At 73.9% G+C, this 24,530-nt stretch carries 23 protein-coding genes and 1 tRNA gene; 12 read left to right on the forward strand and 12 right to left on the reverse strand.

The genetic code is table 11. From position 1 onward, the window contains the following. Positions 1–355 precede the first annotated feature (355 nt). Positions 356–1,021, forward strand: coding sequence for a bifunctional DNA primase/polymerase (locus AC07DA_RS13550; protein WP_479127587.1), 666 nt, complete (start codon positions 356–358; stop codon positions 1,019–1,021). Positions 1,022–1,076: 55 nt separating this feature from the next. Then, a complete protein-coding gene (locus AC07DA_RS13555) occupies positions 1,077–1,691 on the forward strand; it encodes a hypothetical protein (protein WP_479127589.1) in 615 nt (204 codons plus the stop codon). Between the two features lie 234 nt (positions 1,692–1,925). Here the strand turns inward: AC07DA_RS13555 and AC07DA_RS13560 are convergent, their stop codons facing one another. From AC07DA_RS13560 to AC07DA_RS13570, 3 genes are all read right to left on the reverse strand, one after another. Further along, positions 1,926–2,915, reverse strand: coding sequence for a DUF5926 family protein (locus tag AC07DA_RS13560; protein ID WP_479127591.1), 990 nt, complete (start codon positions 2,913–2,915; stop codon positions 1,926–1,928). Positions 2,916–3,234: 319 nt separating this feature from the next. Next, the gene (locus AC07DA_RS13565; protein ID WP_479127593.1) at positions 3,235–3,873 is read right to left on the reverse strand and encodes an ATP-binding protein; all 639 of its coding nucleotides are present in this window, start codon (positions 3,871–3,873) and stop codon (positions 3,235–3,237) included. 168 nt (positions 3,874–4,041) lie between these two features. Next, the gene (locus AC07DA_RS13570) at positions 4,042–4,869 is read right to left on the reverse strand and encodes a glycerophosphodiester phosphodiesterase (protein WP_479127595.1); all 828 of its coding nucleotides are present in this window, start codon (positions 4,867–4,869) and stop codon (positions 4,042–4,044) included. 288 nt (positions 4,870–5,157) lie between these two features. Here AC07DA_RS13570 and AC07DA_RS13575 point away from each other — a divergent pair, with 288 nt between their 5' ends. Both AC07DA_RS13575 and AC07DA_RS13580 read left to right on the forward strand, forming a co-directional pair. Continuing rightward, positions 5,158–6,564 (forward strand): S1C family serine protease, encoded by a 1,407-nt coding sequence (locus AC07DA_RS13575; RefSeq protein WP_479127596.1) that lies wholly within the window; start codon positions 5,158–5,160, stop codon positions 6,562–6,564. Positions 6,565–6,627: 63 nt separating this feature from the next. Beyond that, positions 6,628–6,714: transfer RNA gene (locus AC07DA_RS13580), tRNA-Ser, on the forward strand. Here AC07DA_RS13580 and AC07DA_RS13585 read toward each other — a convergent pair. After that, entirely contained in the window at positions 6,696–7,934 is a 1,239-nt protein-coding gene (locus tag AC07DA_RS13585) for an acyltransferase family protein (RefSeq protein WP_479127598.1), read from the reverse strand. The genes AC07DA_RS13580 and AC07DA_RS13585 overlap by 19 nt on opposite strands. A 212-nt stretch (positions 7,935–8,146) precedes the next feature. On the opposite strand from AC07DA_RS13585, the gene AC07DA_RS13590 reads away from it, so the two are divergent. After that, entirely contained in the window at positions 8,147–8,932 is a 786-nt protein-coding gene (locus AC07DA_RS13590) for a glycosyltransferase family 2 protein (RefSeq protein WP_479127601.1), read from the forward strand. Here the strand turns inward: AC07DA_RS13590 and AC07DA_RS13595 are convergent. The 3 genes from AC07DA_RS13595 to AC07DA_RS13605 all read right to left on the reverse strand — a co-directional run bounded on the left by AC07DA_RS13595 (position 8,927) and on the right by AC07DA_RS13605 (position 10,678). Further along, positions 8,927–9,700, reverse strand: a complete 774-nt coding sequence (locus AC07DA_RS13595) for a PIG-L deacetylase family protein (protein WP_479127603.1) — start codon at positions 9,698–9,700, stop codon at positions 8,927–8,929. The two genes, AC07DA_RS13590 and AC07DA_RS13595, sit on opposite strands and share 6 nt — an antisense overlap. Positions 9,701–9,709: 9 nt before the next feature. After that, the gene (locus AC07DA_RS13600; RefSeq protein ID WP_479127605.1) at positions 9,710–10,000 is read right to left on the reverse strand and encodes a ferredoxin; all 291 of its coding nucleotides are present in this window, start codon (positions 9,998–10,000) and stop codon (positions 9,710–9,712) included. Positions 10,001–10,234: 234 nt separating this feature from the next. After that, on the reverse strand, positions 10,235–10,678 hold the full coding sequence (locus AC07DA_RS13605; protein WP_479127837.1) for a hypothetical protein: 444 nt from the start codon (positions 10,676–10,678) through the stop codon (positions 10,235–10,237). A 460-nt stretch (positions 10,679–11,138) separates the two neighbouring features. On the opposite strand from AC07DA_RS13605, the gene AC07DA_RS13610 reads away from it, so the two are divergent. Continuing rightward, positions 11,139–15,668: an nSTAND1 domain-containing NTPase gene (locus AC07DA_RS13610; RefSeq protein ID WP_479127607.1), complete on the forward strand. Its 4,530-nt coding sequence runs from the start codon at positions 11,139–11,141 to the stop codon at positions 15,666–15,668. Between the two features lie 166 nt (positions 15,669–15,834). On the opposite strand, the gene AC07DA_RS13615 is transcribed toward AC07DA_RS13610, so the two are convergent. The 5 genes from AC07DA_RS13615 to AC07DA_RS13635 all read right to left on the reverse strand — a co-directional run bounded on the left by AC07DA_RS13615 (position 15,835) and on the right by AC07DA_RS13635 (position 18,628). After that, the gene (locus AC07DA_RS13615; protein WP_479127609.1) at positions 15,835–16,407 is read right to left on the reverse strand and encodes a GNAT family N-acetyltransferase; all 573 of its coding nucleotides are present in this window, start codon (positions 16,405–16,407) and stop codon (positions 15,835–15,837) included. Positions 16,408–16,447: 40 nt separating this feature from the next. Further along, positions 16,448–16,669, reverse strand: a complete 222-nt coding sequence (locus AC07DA_RS13620) for a hypothetical protein (protein ID WP_479127611.1) — start codon at positions 16,667–16,669, stop codon at positions 16,448–16,450. 44 nt (positions 16,670–16,713) lie between these two features. After that, positions 16,714–17,253 carry a DinB family protein gene (locus tag AC07DA_RS13625; protein ID WP_479127613.1) on the reverse strand — a complete coding sequence of 180 codons (540 nt, stop codon included), beginning with the start codon at positions 17,251–17,253 and terminating at the stop codon, positions 16,714–16,716. 9 nt (positions 17,254–17,262) lie between these two features. Continuing rightward, complete coding sequence (locus AC07DA_RS13630; RefSeq protein WP_479127615.1) at positions 17,263–17,700, reverse strand: hypothetical protein; 438 nt, start codon at positions 17,698–17,700, stop codon at positions 17,263–17,265. 61 nt (positions 17,701–17,761) lie between these two features. Beyond that, entirely contained in the window at positions 17,762–18,628 is an 867-nt protein-coding gene (locus AC07DA_RS13635; protein WP_479127617.1) for a bifunctional DNA primase/polymerase, read from the reverse strand. Between the two features lie 389 nt (positions 18,629–19,017). On the opposite strand from AC07DA_RS13635, the gene AC07DA_RS13640 reads away from it, so the two are divergent. The 6 genes from AC07DA_RS13640 (at position 19,018) to AC07DA_RS13665 (ending at position 24,463) form a co-directional block, all read left to right on the forward strand. Next, on the forward strand, positions 19,018–19,344 hold the full coding sequence (locus tag AC07DA_RS13640) for a hypothetical protein (RefSeq protein WP_479127618.1): 327 nt from the start codon (positions 19,018–19,020) through the stop codon (positions 19,342–19,344). A 171-nt stretch (positions 19,345–19,515) separates the two neighbouring features. Next, on the forward strand, positions 19,516–20,433 hold the full coding sequence (locus AC07DA_RS13645; protein WP_479127620.1) for a bifunctional MaoC family dehydratase N-terminal/OB-fold nucleic acid binding domain-containing protein: 918 nt from the start codon (positions 19,516–19,518) through the stop codon (positions 20,431–20,433). After that, the gene (locus AC07DA_RS13650) at positions 20,430–20,813 is read left to right on the forward strand and encodes a MaoC family dehydratase (RefSeq protein WP_479127622.1); all 384 of its coding nucleotides are present in this window, start codon (positions 20,430–20,432) and stop codon (positions 20,811–20,813) included. Before AC07DA_RS13645 ends, AC07DA_RS13650 begins: the two co-directional genes overlap by 4 nt. Then, entirely contained in the window at positions 20,810–21,985 is a 1,176-nt protein-coding gene (locus tag AC07DA_RS13655) for a lipid-transfer protein (protein WP_479127624.1), read from the forward strand. Before AC07DA_RS13650 ends, AC07DA_RS13655 begins: the two co-directional genes overlap by 4 nt. A gap of 132 nt (positions 21,986–22,117) precedes the next feature. Next, entirely contained in the window at positions 22,118–22,681 is a 564-nt protein-coding gene (locus AC07DA_RS13660; RefSeq protein WP_479127626.1) for a SigE family RNA polymerase sigma factor, read from the forward strand. A 135-nt stretch (positions 22,682–22,816) separates the two neighbouring features. Further along, positions 22,817–24,463, forward strand: a complete 1,647-nt coding sequence (locus AC07DA_RS13665) for a long-chain fatty acid--CoA ligase (protein WP_479127838.1) — start codon at positions 22,817–22,819, stop codon at positions 24,461–24,463. Positions 24,464–24,530 lie beyond the last annotated feature (67 nt).

The following is a 24,530-nucleotide window of genomic DNA, read 5'->3' on the forward strand; positions in this document are numbered from 1 at the left end:
ATGGGTACGTACTCGGTGAAGGCCAGGGGTGGTTGGGAACCACCCGGAACCTGGTGACGGAACCGGGCGTCCTAACCACCGACGACCGTGCCCCATCCTCCCGTGGCGGAGGCGGAGAGAAATACGCGCGACGGCAAACGCCATACTTCGCCACCCCTACGCCACGCCCGTGCTTTTGATAGACGCAGTATGGGCGGGACGGCCGCGGAGGCAGCCCCTGCTCGACCCATAGGGGTTCCCCTTGCTTCAAGCAGGGGTGTGATGCGCCAACAGGTACGCACAGTGAAGTGATCGACACATGTTGTGATGTGGACCACGGTGTTGCCAGGCGTGCAACGGAAAGGAACGAGCGCTCATGCGCGAGATCCTCGGAAGGCGACGCAGGCTCCTGTCCCAGCGCAGTGACGGGAGGCCTGAGCTGATCGGCGCGGCCCTGACCTACGCGACGGAATGGCAGTGGCCCGTACTCCCGGGCGTGGCGGCGGACCCGCGGGGGCGCTCCCGCTGCAGCTGCCCCGACCCCGACTGCACGGTGCCCGGCGCCCACCCCTTCGACCCCGGCCTCCTCGCGGCCACCACCGACGGGCGCATGATCCGCTGGTGGTGGAGCAACCGGCCGACGGCGCCGATCGTCCTGGCCACCGGGGGCAAGGCCCCCTGCGCGGTCTCCCTGCCGGCCCTGCCGGCCGCCCGCGCCCTCGAAGCGCTCGACCGCACGGGCATGCGCCTCGGCCCGGTCGTCGCCTCGCCCACCCGCTGGGCGATCCTCGTCAAGCCGTACTCCATGGCGCAGCTCGGCGAACTGCTCTACGCCAAGGACTTCGTGCCCGGCTCCCTCCGCTTCCACGGCGAGGGCGGCTACCTGGCCCTGCCGCCCTCCGGGACGGGCCAGGGCGAGGTCCGCTGGGAGCGGGCGCCCCTGCCCGGCTCCGCCTCCCCGTGGGTGCCCGATGTCGAGGCCGTGGTCGACGCCGTGGTCGAGGCCCTCACTCGTACGGGTGTGAGCGCGCCCGAGTTCTAGGGCCGCCGGGCGCGCCGGGCGCCGCACACGCCCCGGCGCGTTAAGTTCCGGGGCCATGCCGTGTCATTCCCGGGGCCGCCGCCGGGACCCCCGTAAGACCCGATGGTTCGTCCTCGCGGGTGCCGGGCTGGCGTGCGCGGTCGCCCTGCCGCTGGCGGTGGTGGCGGCGGGGGCCGTGCGGTCCGAGCGCGCCGCGGATGCGGCGAGCGGTACGTCCGCCTCCGGCGCGGAACGCGTCGGGCAGCGCTCCTCGCCGCCCCACGGCACCTCGCCCGGGACGTCGTCCGCCGCTCCGCGCCCGTCCACGCCGGACCGGGGCCTGCCGATCGCCGTGCGCTGCGGTCCCGAACTCTCCTCACCGGACGGAGTCGAGGCGCAGACCTGCGTGATGGCGCAGGGCACGCGGACCTGGGCGCGGACCTACTACCGCAACGCCACCGGCGACGCGCTCCACGCCGCACTCACCCTGATGGGACCCGGGGACCGGACCGTGCGGATCACCTGTGCCGTCGGCGCCGGGGACGAACCGGGTAGCTGCGAGACGCCCCGGGAGCCCGCGGGAGGCGAACCGGCGGCGCACACGGCGGTCGCGGAGTTCGCCCGGCGGGCCGGACACGGGCCGCTGCTGCTGCGGGCTGGGAGCAACCAGCCCACGCAGACGGGCAGTTGACGCGCCACCGCGTACGGTGAAGGGCCGGGCCCACGAAAAGACCCGGTTGCTGGCGACGGGGGATGCACCAGCAACCGGGCTACAGGAACGGTAACAAGAGATCGGCGGTTCGCAAATTCGATCTCGCCCTTTCCAGTCACCGACTGGCCTGTCCCCGACGGGAGTTGCCCAGCCCCCCGGGCACGGGGGAGCGGCCGGCCGGGTGCCCCGGCCGGCCCCTGACGCCGCCGCACCTCAGCTCAGCGTGACCTGCCGGTTGGTGAGTCCGCCCCGTGCCCGCCGCTCGTCCGCCGTGAGCGGCGCGTCCGTCGCCAGCGCGGTCGCGAGGCGCTCGGCGAACTCGGCCGCCGGCTTCTCCACGTCCTCGGCCGAGACGCCGCTCGGCAGGTCCCAGACCGGCACCGTCAGCCCGTGGGCCCGGAAGGAGCCGACCAGCCGGGTGCCCTCGCCGAGGCTGGAACGCCCCGCGGCGTGCAGCCGCGCGAGAGCGTCCAGAAGCTGCTCCTCGGGGTGCGGCATGACCCAGCGCAGGTGGTTCTTCTCCGGCGTCTCGCACCAGTAGGCGGCGTCCACGCCCTGGAGCTTGACGGTCGGGATGGCCGCGGCGTTGGCCCGCTCCAGGGAGGCGGTCACCTCGGGCGTGGCGTTCTCCGGGTCCGGGACCCAGAACTCGAAGCCGCTGTGCACTTCTGGCTCGAAGCCGCCCTCCGGGTCGAGCAGGTCCTGCAGACGCGGGCCGTCGGCCGGGGCGCGGCGGCCCTGCACCGGTGTGCCCGGCTTCGCCTCCAGGGCGCGCAGCAGGGTGTCGGCGAGGTCGCGGCTGATGTCGCCCGACGAGGTGTCGTTCTGCAGGCCGAGCAGGACCGAGCCGTCGTCGCGGCGCAGAGCGGGCCAGGCCATCGGCAGGACCGTGGCCAGCGTGACGGCGGGGACGCCCTCGGGGAGGCCGTCCTTCAGGGGCAGTCGGGCCGTGGCCGCCGGGACCAGCTCACGCAGGGCCACCCAGTCGCACTCGCCGGGCAGGCCCTCGAAGGGGCGGCGGACCAGCTCGGTCACGGCGTGGGCGGCGGCCCGGCCGTGACAGGCCTTGTAGCGGCGGCCGCTGCCGCAGGGGCAGGGCTCGCGTGCGCCGACGACCGGAACGTCTCCCTCGGTGCCGACGGCGCCGGCTCCGCCCGTGGTCTGCGGGCGCTTGGCCTTCGTCTGGGGTCGCTTCTTGGCCATCGATGGGTCTCCCGGTTACGGCTCGTCTCGTACGGTCGCGAGCCTAGCCGTTCGTGCCCCGGGGGACGGGGCCCTGTGGACAACACCGGGTCCTGCGGCGAGGTGCCGCCGACGATCCGCCCGGTCCTCGACGATCACGTCCCCGCGGCGGCGTACCGGGGGTGGTCACGGCGGTCCCGGGGGCGGTCAGTCAGTCCCGTGGACGGTCACGGCGGTCCCGTGGACGGTCACGGCGGTCCCGTGGACGGTCACGCCGGCCCCGTGGACGGTCACGGCGGTCCCGTGGACGGTCACGCCGGTCCTGCTCGGTGTGCCGTGCTCAGTCGATGTCCTCGAAGGCGTCCGCGAAGTCCAGGCATGCCGTCCGGGACACGGGCGGGGCGGTGACGCGGGTCGCGAAGTCGTCGCGGCGGTGGCCCGCGTCCGGGTCGTGGACGTCGTCGTGGACGACGACCCAGACCGTGACCTCGCCGCGGACGTCGTCCCGGACGCCCCAGTCGTCGGCGAGCGCGGTGATGATGTTCAGCCCGCGGCCGCCGTGTGCCGTGACCGAGGGGGTCGCGGGGGCGGGGCGGGTCGGGCCGCCGCCGTCCGTGACCTCGACGATGAGCCGGCCGGAGGGGTCCACGCGCCACGCGGCACGGACATCGCCGTCACCGGAGAGGGCGTCGCCCAGGGGCCTGCCGTGCTTGCACGCGTTGCTCAGAAGTTCGGAAAGGATGAGAACGGCGTCGTCGATGACCGCTTCCGCTACCCCACCGCTGCGCAGCTGCGCCCGCATGCGGTGTCTCGCCTCCCCCACGCCTGCAGGGCCATGGGGTACGGCCATGCTCGACGACGTGGGCACCTCCTGTGCCACCACCAACGCCACCCCCGAGACCTCCTTCGCCCCACGCCACGGTGTGGATGCCCCATTGGCCTGTACCGGAAACCGGCCACTCCACGTCCGGTGACGCACTCACCGCGATCGAATACGGTCCGAACGCGCCGGAGCACTCCTCGTAATCGCGTGGCTGGAAATCATCGGTGTGGCCGGGAAGGGAGCATCCCGTCCGTCAAGGGGTGGGGTCAAGAGGTGTGCGTGGGGCTGGTGGGACTTGTGGGGTCCCGCTGCCGGGTGCCGGGCTCAGCGGCCCAGCTGGTCGAGCACCGCGCGCGGGCGGTTGGTGATGATGGCGTCGACCCCCAGGCCGACGCACAGGTCGACGTCCTCGGGCTCGTTCACGGTCCAGACGTGCACCTGGTGGCCGGCCTGCTTCAGCCGCTCGATGTGGGCGGGGTGGTTGCGCACGATGCGGACCGAGGGGCCCGCGATCCGCACGCCCGCGGGCAGCCGCCCGTCCCGCAGCCGGGGTGTGACGAACTGCGTCAGGTGGACCGTCGGCAGGGTCGGGGAGGCGGCCCGCACGCGGTGCAGTGAGCGGGCCGAGAAGCTCATGACCCGGATCTTCGACTCCTCGGCGCGGGCCGGGGCGTCGAGGCCGAACCGCTTCAGCAGCACCAGCAGCCGCTCCTCGACCTGTCCGGCCCAGCGGGTGGGGTGCTTGGTCTCGATGGCCAGTTCCACCCGGCGCCCGGCGTCGGCGACGAGTTCCAGCAGCCGCTCCAGGGTGAGTACGGAGGTCGCCTCGCGGTCCTCCGGGCGGTGCTCCCAGTCGGGTTCCTCGTCGCGTCCCTTCCAGGCGTCGCGCGTCTTCCAGGAGCCGAAGTCCAGGGCGGCGAGGTCGGCCAGCTCCAGGGCCGAGACCGCGCCGCGGCCGTTGGACGTACGGTTGACGCGGCGGTCGTGCACGCACACCAGGTGGCCGTCGGCGGTCAGGCGCACATCGCATTCGAGCGCGTCCGCGCCGTCCTCGATCGCCTTGGTGTACGCGGCCAGGGTGTGTTCCGGGGCGTCCTCGGAGGCCCCGCGGTGGGCGACGACTTGAATCGGATGCTGGCGTGCGTGGGTCACCGCGTCATGGTGCCACCGCACGCGGGTACGCGTCCGGTCGGACGGACTCGACGGATGGGCAGGTCCGGACGGAAGCACTGGGATTGCGTCCCTTTCGTCAGTGATGCCCTATATAAAGAATGGCTCCGGACCCACAGCCACCGCTTATGGTGCTCTGACGGCCGGTGGGAAAAGCTGACGGCATACAAAGGGACAAGCACAGCTGCATCGCGCCGGACCGTCGACCGGCGCGACCGAGCGAGACCGAGTGCGACCCAGGACAACAGCCGTGGATCGAGGAGAGAAGCTGTGAGCACCGAGAACGAGGGCACCGCGGTACCCCCCGCCCCGTCCGCACCTCCCGTGCCGGTGGACGCTCCCGCTGCTCCGGCGCCCCAGGGGTCGTACGGACAGGACGCCAACCGCCCCCCGCACGGGCAGGGCGCGCCAGGTGACGCGGGCCGGGCCGGCGTCTCCTCCTCCGCCCCGGACCCCTCCTGGCCCCCGCCCCCGCCGCCGGCCGGTCCGCACGGCGGCGGCGGCTCGGGCCCGGGCGGCTGGGGCGCCTCCTACCAGCAGCCGGCGCCGAAGTCCGGCCGCGGGCGCGGTGGGCTGGTCGCCGGCGTCCTGATCGCCGCGCTGGTCGCGGGCGGTCTGGGCGGCGGCCTCGGTTACACGCTGGCGAAGAACAACGACGACAGCACCGGCTCGACGACGGTCTCGTCCTCCACCAGCGGCGGTGACGTCAAGCGCGACCCGGGCACGGTCGCGGGCGTGGCCGCCAGGGCGCTGCCGAGCACGGTCACGATCGAGGCCGAGGGCACCGGCGGCGAGGGCGGCACGGGCACGGGCTTCGTCTTCGACAAGCAGGGCCACATCGTCACCAACAACCACGTGGTGGCGGACGCCGTGGACGGCGGCAAGGTCACGGCGACGTTCCCGAGCGGCAAGAAGTACGACGCCGAGGTGGTCGGGAACGCGCAGGGCTACGACGTGGCGGTCATCAAGCTCAAGGACGCCCCCGGCGACCTCAAGCCGCTCACCCTCGGTGACTCCGACAAGGTGGCCGTCGGCGACGCGACCATCGCGATCGGCGCCCCCTTCGGCCTGTCCGACACGGTGACGACGGGCGTCATCAGCGCCAAGAACCGCCCGGTGGCCTCCAGCGACGGCAGCGGCAGCCAGGCGTCGTACATGAGCGCCCTGCAGACCGACGCGTCGATCAACCCGGGCAACTCCGGCGGGCCGCTGCTGGACGCGCAGGGCAACGTCATCGGCATCAACTCCGCGATCCAGTCCACCGGCAACGGCGGCTTCGGCACCGGCCAGTCCGGCTCGATCGGCCTGGGCTTCGCGATCCCGATCAACCAGGCCAAGTACGTCGCCCAGGAACTGATCCGGACCGGCAAGCCGGTGTACGCGAAGATCGGCGCGTCCGTCTCGCTGGACGACAGCTCCGGCGGCGCGCAGATCTCCGAGGAGGGCGCGGGCGGCACCGGCACACCGGTCGAGCCGGGCGGCCCGGCGGCCAAGGCGGGCCTCAAGCCCGGCGACGTCATCACCAAGCTCGACGGCCGGGTGATCGACTCCGGCCCGACCCTGATCGGCGAGATCTGGACCCACAAGCCGGGCGACAAGGTCACGATCACCTACGAGCGCGACGGCAAGCAGCGTACGACCGAGGTCACCCTGGGCTCCCGCGTCGGCGACAACTGACCCCCACCCGCCCGCACCGACCCGTTACCCTTGTCCCCGCGCCGCCGATCACGGCAGGCGCGGGGAGGTGTGCCCGAGCGGCCGAAGGGAACGGTCTTGAAAACCGTCGTGGCAGCGATGTCACCGTGGGTTCAAATCCCACCGCCTCCGCGCGATGAGCAGTGAGAACGGCCCCCGACTCTCCGGTCGGGGGCCGTTCGCCGTGCGCGCGGCGGTTGTGTGCGGCGTCGGTGCGCCATGGCGCGGCCGAAGGCCTGGGCCGGCGCTTCGAGGTAACGGTGGGTCAGCGCGCTGAGGGGAAGCAGCACGGCGTAGAACGCCAGCTCCAGGTCGAGTCGGTCCTGTCGCCGGCGGCCGATCGTGGCGTCCGTCACCGCCAGCAGTACCGGATGCACCAGGTAGAGCGAGTAGCTGATCGTCCCGAGCCAGGTCAGCACGCGTGGTGTCCGGAGGTGGCGTAATGCCAGGCCGGCGCCGAAGGTGAGGACGGCCAGCAGGAACGAGGCGATCCACGCACGCCGGGTGAAGTGGGAGCCGTCCCCGTACCGGTGGGCGGCGGCCACGGCGCAGGTCACCACCGTCACGGCGGTGCCGGCGGCACGGCCCCACGACGTCCGGCCGCTCTCGGCACGGTGGACGGCCGTGCCCAGGAACATCACCGCGAGGATGACCAGCCCTTCCCACATGGGCACGGTGCCGTTGCAGGCGACCAGTGCCAGCGCCAGTACGCCGCCGAGCACGGCACCGACGGTCCGCAGCACCGCGGAGGGCGAGGTCGTGGCCCAGACGGCGCCCAGCACGACGATCGCGGAGACGGCCACCAGCAGGTCGGTGCCGACCGCGCCGGAGAGGGCGGACGCGGGCAGCGCACCGGCCACGGTCACGCTCACGGCGGCGAGCACCGCCAGGGTGACGGCGATCGCCGCGGACCGCTGGTGGAGACGGACCGTGAAGAGGGCGACCACCAGCAGGTAGAAGGCCATCTCGTACGCGAGCGTCCACAGGACGAGCAGGAGGCTGGGGGTGCCGAGCAGCTCCGGGAGGAGGGTGGCGTGGGCGACGGCCACCGAGACGACGCTCTGGCCTTCGAAGTCGGGGATCCGGGCGAAGCCCAGCAGGCCGGCGGCCAGGAGCGCGGCGATCACGGCCCCGCACAGGGGGTAGATGCGGAAGACGCGTCCGATCCAGAAGGTCCGGACGCAGCCCCGCCGTTCGAGCGAGGCGGGAATGATGTAGCCGCTGACGAGGAAAAACACCATGATGCCGTACCGGCTGGTGTTGAACTCCGGTGCCACCTCGTGCCGGAGCTCCGCCATGAAGGCGTAGGACGAATGGTCGAACACCACGACCAGTGCCGCGATACCGCGCAACGCGTCCAGCCAGCCCAGCCTCGATGGAGGCGTGGACGCGGCGCGGTCCGGTAATCGCTCCGATGCGGAGGGTGAAGGCGTGCGCGCAGGCTGGGTGCGGGGGATGGCTTCCATACCCGTCTTGACGTCCGCCGGGGCGCCGTTGTTCAGGCCTGGGCAGGTCGTCGTACGCGTGCCGGGGGCCGCGGGTGCGGCGGCGTAGCATGCTGGCCGTGACGTCGGGAGAAGCGCGTGCCGCGGTGAGCCGGCGCATCGTCGTCGTCACCGCTGTGCACGGACCCCATGCCCGCTTCCTGCCGGAGGCCTACGCGTCGTTGTGCGCGCAGCGGCTGCCCGGTGGGTGGGAGTGGCACTGGGTGATCCAGGAGGACGGGCAGGGGGACGGCGTACGGCCCTACGTGCCCGACGACCCGCGGGTGACGTTCCGGCAGGGACGCGGCGGTGGGCCCGGGGTGGCCCGGACCATGGCGCTGGCGCACGCCGAGGGCGCTTACGTGAAGGTGCTGGACGCCGACGACCGGCTCACGCCCGGGGTGCTCGCGCGGGACCTGGCCGTGCTGGAGGGGGACCGCGGCCTCGCCTGGGTGACGTCCCGGGTGCTGGACCTGCTGCCCGACGGGTCGACGGCCGGGTTCCCGGGCGATCCCGAGGAGGGGGTGATCGAGCGCGGAGCGGTGCTGGAGCACTGGAAGGCCAACGGCTTCCTCGCCCAGGTCCACCCGGCCTCGCTGTTCGTGCGGCGCGAGCTGCTGCTCGCGCTCGGCGGCTGGATGGCGCTGCCCGCCTCGGAGGACACGGGACTGCTGCTCGCGCTGAACGCGGTGAGCCGGGGGTGGTTCTCGCGGGAGGTCGGGCTGCTGTACCGGAAGTGGGAGGGGCAGGTCACCGGGAAGCCCGCCCACATGGAGCGGGGTGAGCGGGAGGCCCGGATGGCCGTGGTGGAGACCAGGGCCCGAGCGCTGTCCCGTCTGCGGTGGAGCTTCGGCGCCCCTCTATGACGACAGGGCCGTGTCCGCGTCCGGGCCCGCCGCGGGCACGGGGCCCGGGTCGAGGCGCGTGTACCACTCCGTGCCGAGCAGCAGCGCCCGTTCCGGGACCGGCAGCGCGGCGATCAGGCCCGGGGCGGCTCCCCGTGCGACCTCCGTGCGGTGGGCCAGGATCGCGGCGACCTTGCGGTCCAGCCAGGGTCTGACGTCGAGCGCGGTCGTGACGTGCGAGTCCGGGACCGTGTACATCGGCTTGCCCGTGGGGACCAGGAGCCCGGCCCAGGCGCGCACGGCCGAGTGGGGGTGCGTGGCCAGGTACAGCGCGCCCGGTCGCCAGGGATCACCGGCGTCCGGCCAGAGGCGTTCGAGACCGGCGGCGTGGACCGCGAGCAGGGTCACCCGGTGGGTGTGCACATGGTCCTCGTGGCCGGTCAGCCCGCCGTACGCGTCATGGGTGAGCACGACGCGCGGGCGGAACGCGCGGATGTGCGCGACCACGTCCCGCACCGTCTCGTCGAGCGGTGCGTCGAGGAGGCGAGGGCGGCCCGGGGCCGAGTGCGGCACGCGCGAGTCGGCGTACCCGGGCATCCGGGGCGGGCCGGAGCCGAGGACGCGGAGGGCCTCGGCCAGTTCCGCGGCGCGCGGGCTGTCCGGCGCCCAGGTCGCGGTGACGACCGCGGTGCGCGCGCCCGCCGCCGCGTGCCGGGCGAGCACACCGCCCGCGACCAGGGACTCGTCGTCGGGGTGCGCGAAGACCGCGAGCAGGTCGGGGAGCGGCATCCGCAGGGGCTACGACTGGTCCGGCGACGGCGACGGCGACGGCGCTAGTGACGGAGAAGGCGACGGTGACGGTGACGGAGGCGGGGGCGGCGCCGGTGTCGCCGTGATGGCGATCGCCTGGCTCGGGCACTTCTCCGCCGCCTCCAGGACGTCCGGGTCACCCTCCTCCGTCCTGTCCCGGCCCGGCCGGACGACGCCGTATCCGTCGACGAAGTCGAAGACCGCCGGGGCCCGGTGGGCGCACTCGGCGGATCCGTAGCAGAGATCGCGGTCGACGGAGACCTGCATGACGACCTTCATGAGCCTGTGTCCCCCTCCGGACGGCGTCACGAGCCGTGGGCATCAGGCAGTCACTGCCCGGCGGAGCTCCGGTCGAACCGGCCGGATCCCGTGGACCGGCCGGGCGCCGAGCGGGTCGGCCGGATTCCGATCGGACTGGCCGGATTCCGTGCGGACGGCCGGATCCCGTGTGGACCGGCCGGATGCCGTGCGGACCGGCCCGGCCAGCGTTAACAACGCTCGTAATCAATACAGCTAGCGCGTGCCCGCGGCCCTCGCGAGCCAGTCGGCGACCCGGCGAACGGCGGCCTCGTCCAGGCCGTCGACGAGCGCCCGGACGGTCGTGTCGTCCTCGGGCGTGAGGTCGTACAGGCCCGCCTGGTTCAGCCCGGCGACGAGGATCTGATGGCGGCGGCCGGTCATCCGCTGCGCGAGCCCGGTGGGTTCGGGCGGGGCCGCCGTCGAACCGGTGGGTTCGCCCGGGGCCGTCGCCGAGCTCGCGCGAGAGGAGGCCGCCTGTCGCACCGGGGCGTCGAAGCGGTGCCACGCGCCGTCCTCGGGCCCCCACACGGCGACGGTCACCTCCTCGCCCCGTGCGCGCAGGGTCCGGGTCATCTCGCCGACGGCGTGCAGGACGGGAGCGCGGTGGGGCGACTCGGCGGCCGTCCGCCAGGAGTCCGTGGCCGGCCGGTGGAACATCGCCACCCAGCGGGGAGCACCCTGCGGTCGTGGGCTCTCGGGACGTGACTCCACTGCGCTCACCCCTGTACGTCGCTGCGAAGGCGGTGCGGCAGACCGACGATAACTGACGGTCCGTCAGTTATCCAGGGGTGTCCGGGTGCGGGAGGACCGGCCGGCGGAATCGGGGAGCGCGGTCGGCGGGTTGGTGGGCGCCGTCCGCAGGGGAGGATCACCACATCGTCCGACACCGGTCCCTCCCCTCGTGGGGACCGGTGCCGAACGGTGGAGTCACCGTCGTCCGACTCGGATGGAAGCTGACCGGATGGGTGCGTTGCTGCGTCCGGATCCTGCCATTTCCGGCCCTGGACGGGGAGGTTCCGGGGTCAAGTGGAGGGTATTACCGCAGGTCAACTGTATAGAGTGAGTTTTCCGGACCGGACGTCGGACGTCCCGGCGTGACCAGGGAGGAGGGGAGACCTTGAGTTCCGACCCGGGGGCACGCACCGCCTTCGCGGAACGCCTCGCACTGCTGTACAAGGAAGCGGGCAACCCTCCACTCAAACGCGTGTCCGAGTCGGTCGGGCGGCTGCAGCGGATCGACGAACGGGGGCGGCCCGTGCGGGTCTCCGCCCAGCGGATCAGCGACTGGCGCCGGGCCCGGAACGTACCCGCGCAGTTCACCGCCCTCGCGGCGGTGCTGCACGTGCTGATCCCCGAGGCACGCCGGGCGCGGCCGACGCCGGTCTCCCCCGGGTTGTACGACCTCGCGCAGTGGCAGCGGCTGTGGGAGCGCGCGGTGGCCGACCCGGTCGGCGAGCGGCCCGCGGCGCCGGCGGCGGAGGAAGGGCCCGCCGCCGGGACACCGCCCGCGCCGGGCGGGGTCTGCCCGTACCGCGGGCTGGCCTCCTACCGCCGGGAGGACGCCCGGTGGTTCTTCGGCCGGGAGCGGAGCACCCGGGCACTCGTCGCGCAGCTGCGGGCGGTGGCCGGCACGGGCGGTCTGGTCATGCTGGTGGGCGCGTCGGGGGCGGGGAAGTCCTCGCTGCTGAACGCCGGCCTGGTGCCCGCCCTGCGGGACGGCGCCCTGAGCGGCGACGACGGCAGGGGCGGGAAGGGCGTGAGGGGCGGAAGGATCCGGGCCGGCCGGGGTGACGCCGACGAGGGCCACGGCCCGGGCGCCGGCCACCACCACGGCCCGGGCGCCGGCCCGGGCGCCGGCCACCACCACGGCCCGGGCGCCGGCCACGGCCCGGGCGCCGGCCACGGCCCGGGCGCCGGCCACGGCCCGGGCGCCGGCCACGGCCCGGGCGGCGACCACGGTCCGGGCGGCGACCACCCCCACGTCGGCAAGGGCCTCGACCAGGCCCAGGACGCCCGGGCCGCCCAGCTCGACGACCCGGGCGACGGCGACCCGGACCGCCTCTCCCCCGGCGGCGACCACCCCCACGTCGGCAAGGGCCGCGACCAGGCCCAGGCCGCCCGGTCCGACAAGGCCGCCCAGGCCGCCCAGGCCGCCCGGTCCGCCCAGGCCGCCCGGTCCGCCCAGGCCGCCCAGCTCGACGACCCGGGCGACGGCGACCCGGACCGCCTCTCCCCCGGCGGCGACCGCCCCGGCGACCCCGCACGGACCGAGCAGGTCGTGCAGCTCGTACCGGGTGGTGATCCGCTCGCGGAGCTGACCCGGCGGATACCGGACCTGGAGCCCGTCCTCTCGGCGCTGTCGGAGCGGGCCGCGGCGGAGGGGGAGGAAGCCGGCACTCCGCCATTCCGGGACGCCGTCCGCGACGCCGTGACGGCCTGGGCCCGGCGCGAGGCCCCCTCCGGTGGCCGTGCGGTCGTCATCGTCGACCAGTTCGAGGAGACGTTCACCCTCTGCGCGGACGAGGCCGAGCGGCGCGCCTTCATCGAGGTCATGCACGCCGCCTGCACACCGGCGGGTCCCGGGAGACCGGCCCCCGCGGTGGTCGTCCTCGGCATACGGGCCGACTTCTACGAGCGCTGCCTGCGCTATCCGGAACTGGCCGACGCGCTCCAGCACCGCCACATGGTGCTCGGCCCGCTCACCGCCGCCGAACTGCGCGAGGCGGTGACCGGCCCGGCCAAGGCCGTCGGCCTTGAGCTGGAGCCGGGCCTGGCGGAGCTCATCGTCCGGGAGGTCAGCGCCGACGGGCCGCGCGGGGCGCACGACGCCGGTGTGCTGCCGCTGCTGTCGCACGCCCTGCTCGCCACCTGGCAGCGCAGGAAGGCGGGCCGGCTGACCCTGGCCGGCTACCGCGCGGCCGGCGGCATCCAGGGCGCGGTCGCGGCGACCGCCGAGCGGGCCTGGTCGCGGCTCGACCCGGCGGCCCGCACGGCGGCGCGCCTGCTGCTGCTCCGGCTGGTCAGGCTGGGCGAGGACACCCAGGCCACCCGGCGGCGCGGCACCCGGCGGCAGCTCGCGGACGAGTCGAACGACCCCGGCAAGACCGAGGAGTCCCTGGAAGCGCTGGTCCGCGCCCGGCTGGTGACGCTCGACGCGGAGACCGTGGAGATCACCCACGAGGCGCTGCTGCACGCCTGGCCGCGCCTGCGCGACTGGATCGACGAGGACCGGCAGGGCAATTTGCTGCGCCAGCGCCTGGAGGAGGACGGCCGGGCCTGGGAGGAGTCGGGCCGCGACACCTCCCTGCTCTACCGGGGCTCCCGGCTGGAGCAGGCCCACACCTGGGCCCAGTCGGCCGGGGACACGTTCCTGACCCGCAGCGCGGTGGAGTTCCTGGCCGCCTCGGTCCGGCTGCGCCGGCGCTTCCTGTGGATCACCCGGGGTGCGGTGGCGGCACTGGTCGTGCTCGCGGTGCTGGCCGTCGGGTCGGCGTTCATCGCCTTCCAGCAGCGCGACGACGCCGTGTTCGAGCAGGTGCTGGCCCAGGCCGACCGCGTCCGGGACACCGATCCCTCGCTGTCCGCGCAGCTCGACCTGGTCGCCCACCGGCTCCGGCCGGACGACGAGGGCGCGAACAGCCGCGTGATGTCCATCGTGAACGCGCCGCTGGCCACCCCCCTCATCGGCCACACCGGTGCCGTCTACCTCACGACGTTCAGCCCGGACGGCAAGACCCTGGCCACCGCCAGCTACGACCGGACCGTCCGGCTGTGGGACGTGACCGACCCCCGGCGGCCGAGGCCCCTGGGCGCGCCGCTGACCGGCCACACGAGCTGGGTGAGCAGCGCGGTCTTCAGCCCGGACGGCCGGACGCTGGCCAGCGCCGCGGACGACGGCACGATCCGGTTGTGGGACGTGACGGACCCGGGTCGTCCGCAGCGGCTCGGCGCGCCGGTGACCGGCCACGACGGCACGATCTACCTGATCGCCTTCAGCCCGGACGGCCGGACGCTGGCCTCCGCGAGCGACGACCACACCGTCCGGCTGTGGGACGTGGCCGACCCGCGCCGGCCGCGAGCGCGCGGTGAACCCCTGACCGGGCACACGGCCGCCGCGCGCTCGGTGGCGTTCACTCCGGACGGCCGCACGCTGGCGGCGGGCGGCGACGACGGCACGATCCGGTTGTGGGACGTGACGGACCCGGACCGTCCGAGGCCGCTCGGCAGGCCGCTGACCGGCCACGGCGCCCTCGTGCACTCCGTGGCCTTCAGCCCCGACGGCAGGACGCTCGCCAGCGGCGGCGAGGACAACGCCGTCCGCCTGTGGAACATGGCCGATTCGCAGCGCCCGGAACAGATCGGAGCGCCGCTCACCGGCCATACCGGCCCGATCTGGTCCGTGGCGTTCAGCCCCGACGGCGGCATGCTCGCCGCCGCGAGCGCGGACAGCACCGCCAGCCTGTGGAAGGTCGGCGATCCGGCGTACCCGTCGCAGGTCGGCGGGCCCCTGGCGGGCAGCAGCGGTGAGATGTACGCGCTCGGCTTCAGCCCCGACGGGCGCACCCTCGCCACCGGCACGGGCGACAACAAGGTCCGCCTGTGGGCCGTGCCGCGGTCGGACATGACCGGCCGGACGGGTTCGTTCCGCCCCGACGGGCGGGTGCTGGCGACGGCCGGGCGGGACGGCCGGGTGCGGCTGTGGGACGTGCGCAGGCCCGGCAGGCCGGTGCGGATCGGGGAGCCGTTCCGGCCCGGGAAGGACGGCGTGCGCACCCTGGAGTTCTCCCCGGACGGCCGTACGGTCGCGGCGGTGATGGGCGACCGGACCGTGCGGCTGTGGAACCTCAGCGATCCGCAGCACCCCGTCGCGTACCGCTCCTCCATCCCCCTGCGCATCCGGTACGCCGACCCGCTCGCCTTCAGCCCGGACGGGCGCGTGCTGGCCACCGCCCACGACGACCGGACCATCCGGCTGTGGGACATCGCGGACCCGTCCCGTCCCCGGCCGCTGGGCGCGCCCCTGACCGGCCACAAGGGCTATGTGAACTTCCTCGTCTTCAGCCCGGACGGCCGCACGCTCGCCAGCGGCAGCGCGGACGGCACCATCCGGTTGTGGAACGCGGGCGATCCCGCCCGGATCACGCTGATCGGCACGCCGCTGCGGGGGCACCGCGGCGCCGTCAACGCTCTCGCCTACAGCCGCGACGGCCGCACGCTGGCCAGCGCCGGCGACGACAGCTCCGTCCGGCTCTGGGACGTCGCGGACCCCGCCGGCGCCGCCGAGGAGAGGCGCCTGACCGGCCACACGGAGGCGGTCGTGTCCCTCACGTTCAGCCGGGACGGCCGCACCCTGGCCAGCGGCGGCAACGACAGCACCGTCCGGCTGTGGGACGTCGCCGACCCCTCCGGGGCCACCGCGATCGGCCAGTCGATGAGCCCGGGCGCCGAGACCGGCAACTTCCTGGCGTTCAGCCCGAACAGCCACATGCTCGGGGTGTCCAGCGGCGCCGACACCGTCCGGATCTGGGATCTGGACGTCGCCCGGGCGGTGGACCGCATTTGCTCGATGACCCGGGGCGTGCTGACGCCGGACACCTGGCGCGCCTACCTGTCCCGCCTCTCCTACGACCCGCCGTGCGCCGACTGAGACGGCCGGTGTGCCCAACGGCCGCGACGGTCAAGGAAGTTGAGTGATACCAGTCACAACCCCGACTTCCTGACGGCCAGTCGGCTCGGACTGGGCAAGCGCTTGTTACCCTTGGCCATGGCTCGACCGCTGGTGCATCCCCCGTCGCCAGCGGTCGGGCCTTTTCTCAGCGCAGGTCCCGCCGCATCAGAACCCGGGGATGACCGGCCAGGACCGAGGTGGTGTCCGCCGCCCACGTGAAGCCGGCGCGTTCGAAGTTCTTCCGCAGTCCGGCGTAGGCCATCGTCAGGTCGACCTTGGCGTCGCCGTTGTCGAGCGGGTACGCCTCGATCACCGGTGCCCCGTGTGCCCGGGCGAAGTCGACGGCTCCGGCGATCAGGGCGTGCGAGATGCCCTGCCTGCGGTGGCCGGGGCGGACCCGGACGCACCACAGGGACCACACGGGCAGGTCGTCCACGTGCGGGATCTTGCGGTTGCGGGCGAAGGAGGTGCCGGCGCGCGGGGCGACGGCGGCCCAGCCGACCGGCTCGTCGCCGTCGTAGGCGAGCACGCCCGGGGGCGGGTCCGCGCGGCACAGCTCGGCGACGTAGGCGCCGCGGGCCGGGCCGCGCAGTTCGTTGTTGAGCTTGGAGGGGATCCGGTAGCTCAGGCACCAGCAGACGTTCGCGGTCGGCGACTTCGGGCCGAGCACGGCGCGGACGTCCTCGAAGTCCGTCGCGGGGCGCACGTCGATGCTCATGCCCTCACGATGTCACGGGCCGCGCGGCGGCGCCGCCGGATCAGGACCTCGGCGGCGAGACGGCCCGGCTGAAGGCGGTGTAGAACGGCTGGGCCATGCCCGCGAGGGCGGAGGCGCCCTGCGCGAACGGGGTGAGCGGGTCGATCGACCCCGACCGGCTGCCCCCGCCCCCGCCCTCACCGGCCAGGGCGGGGGAGCCGCCCTGGAGGACGACGAGGGCGATCAGCAGCACGGCGGCACGGGAGAGCGGGCGAGTTCGCATGCCCGCTTCAACGAACCGTCTTCTCGCAGGTCACATGCGTGCGGTTAGTGATTTTGACCTACTGCCGACGCCGCCCGCAGCAGCCGCAGCTGGCCGATCTCGCTCACGTTCTTGGTCAGTTCCGTGTTCACCCACGCCACCATGTGCGCCACGGTGTAGCGGGGGTCCTCGGGCCACGGGAACGGGGCCGTGGCGTCCAGGTCCGTCCCGTCCAGGCCGTCCAGGACCGACAGCCACTCCGTGCGCAGGTCCCGCAACCAGGTGACGGTCGCGCCGCCCGCGCCGGGCCAGGCGATGTCCGTCCGGTCGCGGGGCGGACGGCCCTGCGCGTGGTCCAGGGCGACGCTCCACCACCAGCCGATGTGCCAGCTCACCCAGGCGATGGTGGGCACCGGGACGGGGTCGGGTTCGGTGTCCGCCCAGTCCGGGACCCAGGTGCCGTCGGCGGCCCGGCGCAGCGTCCAGCAGTGCGGCACGGGCTCCCAGAGGAAGTCCTGCGGCACCAGCCGTTCCAGGTGGTACTCGAACAACGACCAGGTCAACTCGAACTGCGCGCGCAGCAGTTCCGTACGGGAGTCGCTCATCGGACGACCCTACGCAACGGTCCGGGCGTCCCGGGCCAGGGCCGTCCAGTCGAGGTCCCGCAGTGCCGGGTCCGCGTCGCAGCCGGACGGCAGGCGGGTCGTGGCCTGGAACCAGACCACGACCAGGCGGGAGTGGTAGGTGACCGGGTCGCGGCCGGGGTCCAGGGCCGTGGACCGGAACGTGCCCAGGCAGGCCACGTCCGGCAGCACCTCCACGGGCCCGAGGCCGCCCGCGTACTGGTCGGGGTACTCGCGCGCGGGCGGCACCAGGTGGACCGGCGTGCCGGGATGGGCGCGCTCGGCGGCGCGCACCAGGCGGGCGATGCGCAGGTCGTTCACCGGCTTGCAGGGGTAGCCCGCCGGGAGGTCGCCGTAGGTCGACGACAAGCGCAGCTCGGCGAGGTCCACCGAGCGGCCCGAGGCCAGGACGAGGCGGGCGAGCGCCATGGCCGGTGGTGTGCCGTACGGGTGCATGGGGGTCTTTCGGTGCTCAGGGACGGGGCTCGGGTCACGGCCGGTGTCCCGTCATCCGGGCCGCCGACGCGATCGTCGCGCGGGCCTCACGCTCGGACAGGCCGGTGTTCAGGGCCGCCTCCACCAGGGGCGCCACGAGCGCCGGGCCGATGCCGTCCTCGTAGGCCCGGCAGGCCGCCCAGAACAGGCGGGTGTTGCGCTGGCCCTCGTGGGCGGCCAGGACGAACTGGACCAGGCCCTGGCCGTGGCCGCCGGCCGCCGCCGGTGTGGGGTGGTGGGAGCGGGGCGGCGGGAGCAGCAGCCGCAGCAGGGAGCGCGGGCAGCGGGCGGGGGGCAGGTGGGCGGTTCCGGGGGCGGCGGCGTACACGCCCCGGTCCGTGCGGGAGCCGGGGCCGACGAGGTAGCCGCCGGCGCCCCGGATGTCGATGCCGGGGGCGAGACGTCCCGCCGAGTTGGGCACGACCACGTCGGCCGGGCCGCTCAGCCACAGGTGGCGCCCGCCGGACGGGGTCAGCACCACCACCGTCGGGGGGATGGTGAACAGGTGCCGCAGGGCCAGCTCGCGCAGGGCGGCCGAGGAGTCCGTGCCGGTCTTCACGTCCAGGTCGACGCCGATCAGGTGGTGCGGGGGCAGGCCGCAGGCGATGCCGTAGCCGGTCGCCCAGGGCGCGGCGGCGAACAGTTCGCGGATGCGGGCCGGGTCGCTGGAGGCGTCGTACACCCCGTGGCCGGGGCGGCCGCACTCGCCGTGGCAGGGGGACGGGGCGGGGTCGTCGCGGTGGGGGGAGCGCAGCGCGGGCAGCTTGGTGCGCGACAGGGGGATGACGGCCAGCCCGCGCTCGGCGGCGGACAGGGCGAATGCGAGGGCCAGCGTCGTGGCCTGCCGGTCGGTGGTGGCCATGACACTAGTTTCGTACGTGTGTTCGAAAAAGGAAAGGGGGAGCGGGCGCGGCGCGCCGGGACGGGGTGCGGTGACCGAAAAGTGCGGGAACGCTTCGTCCCTTGCGGCACCCGGGTTCGAACGTCCTCTTGCGCCCTGTCCGGGACGGAAGTGACGCAAAGGGGTTTATCGACATGTCCTCACGCTTGCGTGCGAATGGTGGCTTCCGGGGTGGTTCGCCGGGGATTCGGTGGGCAACTCTGGACTCGCGACGTCGCACGGAAAGCCAGGGCGGCCGGCCAACTTCCCTGGTGGCAGCAGTACTTCAGCAGCACTTCAGCAGCACTTCGCGCACTCACGGCCATGAGCCGGCCGTGCGCACGGTTCCGAGGTCCTGGAGGGACAACACCATGGCAAGCATCCGTACCGCCCGCGTCATCGCAGCCGTCTCCGCCCTGCCGCTCGCCGCCGCCGTCTTCACCGGCGTCGCGACGGCGGACAACGGCGCCTTCGCGGCCAACGGATCCATCGCGGCCGTCACCGAGGCCGAGCAGGGCATCCTCGGCAGCGGCGTCGGCGGGGACAACTTCGGCAACGCGGCGACCACCCAGCAGCAGGCCGTGGGCGAGGGCGCCTCGAACCAGAGCAACACCGCGCAGGTCAACGGCTCGGCGTTCACGGCCGTCAACCAGGGCAACGCCAACACCGCCGTCAGCTTCGCCCCGCTGTGGTGGTGAGCCCGGCGGGCCGGTGCGCCGGTGCCGGCCCGTCGCCGGGGTGGGTGTGCTTCGTGGGGTGACAAGCGTCTGAGCGGCGGTGCTCCGGTACCGCCGCACAGGCGTTCGTCCGCGTCCTCGGCCTCTTCGAGGGCTTGACGGACCCCGCGATCTGACGGACAGTCAGAAACCGTGAGCGGTGAGCCGGAGGTCCACGAGGAGTTCGAGGCGCGCCTGCAGGCCTACGCGGGCCGGCCGGCGGCCGCGACCGGGGTCGGCCGCGACCCGGTCAACGAGCCCATGATCAGGCACTGGTGCGAGGCCATGGGTGACCAGAGCCCGGCCTACACGGGCCCGGACGCCATCGCGCCCCCCACCATGCTCCAGGCCTGGACCATGGCCGGTCTCTCCCGCCGCCCGGAACGCACGGCGGCCTACGACGAACTCCTCACCCTCCTCGACAGCTCGGGCCACGCTGCCGTCGTCGCCACCGACTGCGAGCAGGAGTACCTGCGCCCCCTGCGCCCGGGCGACCGCGTCACCTACGACTCGGTGATCGAGTCCGTCTCGGAGCGCAAGGCCACCCGGCTCGGCCCGGGCTACTTCGTCACCACGCGCACGGACGTCCGGGCGGACGGCGAACTGGCCGGCACCCACCGCTTCCGCATCCTCAAGTACGCCCCCGCGCACCGGCGCGACACACCACCGCGGGACAAGCGCCCCCGCCCCGTCGTCAACCGCGACAACGCCGGCTTCTGGGCGGGCGTGGCCCGCCACGAACTGCTCATCCAGCGCTGCGCCGACTGCGCCCGCCTGCGTTTCCCCTGGCTGCCGGGGTGCAACGACTGCGGCTGTCCCGACTGGGACACCGTCGCGGCACGCGGCAGGGGCACCGTCCACTCGTACGTCGTCATGCACCACCCGCCCTCGCCCGGCTTCGACCCGCCGTACGCGGTCGGCCTGATCGAGCTCGCCGAGGGGGTGCGGATCGTGGCCGACGTGGTCGGGGTGGAGCACGACGAGGTGCGCATCGGCATGCCGGTGCGGCTGGGGTTCCGGCGCTTCGACGAGGAGCTGGTGCTGCCGGTCTTCCACGGGGTGGCGCGGTGAAGGCCGGCGACCGCCTGACGCCCCTGGAGATCCCCCTGACCCGCACCCTGATCGTCGCCGGGGCGATCGCCTCCCGCGACTTCCAGGACGTCCACCACGACCCGGACGCGGCCCGGCGCGCGGGCTCCCCCGACATCCTCATGAACATCCTGACGACCAACGGCCTGGTCGGCCGCTACGTCACGGACCACTTCGGCCCGCGGGCCGAGCTGCGCCGGGTGGCCATCCGGCTCGGCGCGCCCAACCACCCCGGCGACACGCTGGTGCTGACCGGCACGGTCGAGGAGGTCGTCGGCGACACCGCGACCGTCCGGGTCGTCGGCGCCAACGGCATCGGCACCCACGTCACCGGCACCGTGACGGTGAGGGTCCCCGCGTGAGTGCGCGCCGAGGCGGGGACGGACTCGGCGGACGCGCGGCGATCGCCGGTGTCGGAGCCACCGAGTTCTCCAAGGACTCCGGCCGCAGCGAACTGCGCCTGGCCGTCGAGGCGGTGCGCACGGCCCTGGCGGACGCGGGGCTGACCCCGGCCGACGTCGACGGCATGGTCACGTTCACCATGGACACCAGTCCCGAGATCACCGTCGCCCAGGCGGCCGGCATCGGCGAGCTCTCCTTCCTCTCGCGCGTCCACTACGGCGGCGGAGCGGCCTGCGCCACCGTCCAGCAGGCCGCTCTCGCCGTCGCCGCGGGCGTCGCGGAGGTGGTGGTCTGCTACCGGGCCTTCAACGAGCGCTCCGGCCGCCGCTTCGGCTCCGGCGTACGGCACCGGGAACCCTCGGCGGAGGGCGCGGCGCTCGGCTGGACCCTGCCGTCCGGCCTGCTCACCCCGGCCTCCTGGGTGGCGATGGCGGCCCGGCGCTACCTGCACGTCCACGGCCTGGCCCCGGAGGCCTTCGGGCACGTGGCCGTCGCCGCACGCGCGTACGCGGCGACCAACCCGGCGGCGTACTTCCACGGCCGCCCCCTCACCCTCGCCGACCACGCCGCCTCCCGCTGGATCGCCGAGCCGCTGCGCCTGCTGGACTGCTGTCAGGAGACGGACGGCGGGCAGGCCCTCGTCGTCACCTCCGTCGAGCGGGCCCGCGACCTGCCCCACCCGCCCGCGGTGATCGCCGCGGCCGCCCAGGGCGCGGGACGCGGACAGGAGCAGATGACCGGCTTCTACCGCGGCGACCTCACCGGCCTGCCCGAGGCGGCGGTGGTGGCGCGGCAGCTGTGGCGCACCTCGGGGCTCGCGCCGGCCGACATCGACGTGGGGATCCTCTACGACCACTTCACGCCGTTCGTGCTGATGCAGCTGGAGGAGTTCGGCTTCTGCGGCCCCGGCGAGGCGGCGGACTTCGTGGCCGAGGCGCGGCTGCCGCTCAACACCCACGGCGGCCAGCTGGGGGAGGCGTACCTGCACGGCATGAACGGCATCGCGGAGGCCGTCCGGCAGCTCAGGGGCGCTGCGGTGAACCAGGTGCCGGGGGCGCGGCGGGTCCTGGTGACGGCGGGCACCGGCGTCCCCACGTCGGGGCTCGTGCTGACCGCCGACCCCCAGGGGTGAACCCGCAGTACGCCGGGCCCGCCGCTCCACCTACAGGAGGTGCAGTCACCCCCGCCCCTACAACCTGAGGGGGACCCCGCTTCGGGACCTGCGGCCGATCCGCCCGGCACCGCCCGCTCATAGCGTGGAGCCATGACCACACTCGTCTGCACCAGCGCTTCGAAGGCGGCCGCGCCACCGGCGGCGCAGACCCTTCCGTACCCGTCGTTCTCGTCGTACGTCAGGGCCCGCCAGCCGGTGCTGCTGCGTACCGCCCGCTCGCTCACCGGCAACCCGAGCGACGCGGAGGACCTGCTGCAGACCGCGCTCGCCAAGACGTACGTCGCCTGGGAGCGCATCGAGGACCACCGCGCCCTGGACGGCTATGTGCGCCGGGCGCTGCTGAACACGCGGACCTCGCAGTGGCGCAAGCGCAAGGTCGACGAGTTCGCCTGCGACGAACTGCCCGAGCCGGACCCGGTGCCCGGCGCCGACGACCCGGCCGAGCAGCAGGCGCTGCGCGACGCGATGTGGCGGGCGATCACGCGGCTGCCCGCCCGGCAGCGGGCGATGGTCGTTCTCAGGTACTACGAGGACCTCAGCGAGGCCCAGACGGCCGAGGTGCTCGGCGTGTCGGTGGGCACGGTGAAGTCGGCCGTGTCCCGCGCCCTGGGCAAGCTCCGCGAGGACGCCGAGCTGGGACTCGTCCGCTCCTGAGCCCGGGGCGCCGGCCGACGTCTTTTGATCGATCACCGCCCCCTAGTGACATACCGCGTGGTATGTGCGCAGAATCAGCGCAACCCTTACCACCGCGCAGGCAATGTCGCCCGGGAGGACGCCGTGCTGAGCACCATGCAGGACGTACCGCTGCTGATCTCGAGGATCCTGACCCACGGGTCGACGATCCACGGGACATCGCAGGTGACCACGTGGACCGGTGAGGACGAACCGCACCGCCGCTCCTTCGCGGAGATCGGCGCCCGCGCGGCCCGGCTCGCCCACGCGCTGCGCGAGGACCTCGGCGTCACCGGCGACGAGCGCGTGGCGACCCTCGCCTGGAACAACGCGGAGCACGTCGAGGCCTACTTCGCGATCCCGTCCATGGGCGCGGTCCTGCACACCCTGAACCTCCGCCTCCCGCCCGAGCAGCTGGCCTGGATCGTCAACCACGCCGCCGACCGCGTGATCATCGCCAACGGTTCGCTGCTGCCGCTGCTCGCCCCGCTGCTGCCGCACCTGAAGACCGTCGAGCACGTGGTCGTCACCGGCCCCGGGGACCGCGCCCCGCTCGCGGAGGCGGCCGTCCAGGTCCACGAGTACGAGGACCTGATCGCCGGGAAACCGGCCACCTACGACTGGCCCGAGCTGGACGAACGCCAGGCCGCCGCCATGTGCTACACCTCCGGCACCACCGGCGACCCCAAGGGCGTGGTCTACAGCCACCGCTCCATCTACCTGCACTCGATGCAGGTCAACATGGCCCAGTCGATGGGCCTGACCGACCAGGACACCTCCCTGGTCGTGGTCCCGCAGTTCCACGTGAACGCCTGGGGCCTGCCGCACGCCACGTTCATGACCGGCGTGAACATGCTGATGCCGGACCGCTTCCTGCAGCCGGCCCCGCTCGCCGCGATGATCGAGGCCGAGAAGCCGACCCACGCCGCCGCCGTCCCGACCATCTGGCAGGGCCTGCTCGCGGAGCTGACCGCGCACCCCCGGGACGTCTCCTCCCTCACCCAGGTCACCATCGGCGGCTCGGCCTGTCCGCCGTCGCTGATGGAGGCCTTCGACAAGCTGGGCATGCGGGTCTGCCACGCCTGGGGCATGACGGAGACGTCCCCGCTGGGCACGGTCGCCCGTCCCCCGGCCGCCGCGGTCGGCACCGACGAGGAGTTCGCCTACCGCCTCACCCAGGGCCGCTTCCCGGCCGGCGTCGAGGCCCGGCTGACCGGCCCGGGCGGCGAACGCCTGCCGTGGGACGGCGAGTCCGCGGGTGAGCTGGAGGTGCGCGGCCCCTGGATCGCGGGCGCCTACTACAACGGCCCCGACGCCGAGCCGCTGCGCCCCGCCGACAAGTTCAGCGCGGACGGCTGGCTCAAGACCGGCGACGTCGGCACCATCTCCCCCGACGGCTACCTCACCCTCACCGACCGGGCCAAGGACGTCATCAAGTCCGGCGGCGAGTGGATCTCCTCCGTGGAGCTGGAGAACGCCCTGATGTCCCACCCGGACGTCGCCGAGGCGGCGGTCGTCGCCGTCCCCGACGACAAGTGGGGCGAGCGCCCCCTGGCCACGGTCGTCCTCAAGGAGGGCGCCACCGCCACCTTCGAGACCCTGCGCGCCTTCCTCGCCGACGAGGGCAGGATCGCCAAGTGGCAGCTGCCGGAGCGCTGGACGGTCATCGAGGCGGTCCCGAAGACCAGCGTCGGCAAGTTCGACAAGAAGGTGCTGCGCAGGCGGTACGCGCAGGGCGAGCTGGACGTCACGTCCCTCGGCTGACCGGACGGACGGAGCGGAGCCCCCGGCGACGGCCGGGGGCTCCGCCCGTTGCGGCGACTCCTCGCCG

This window comes from Streptomyces sp. NPDC044921 (genome assembly GCF_056432865.1).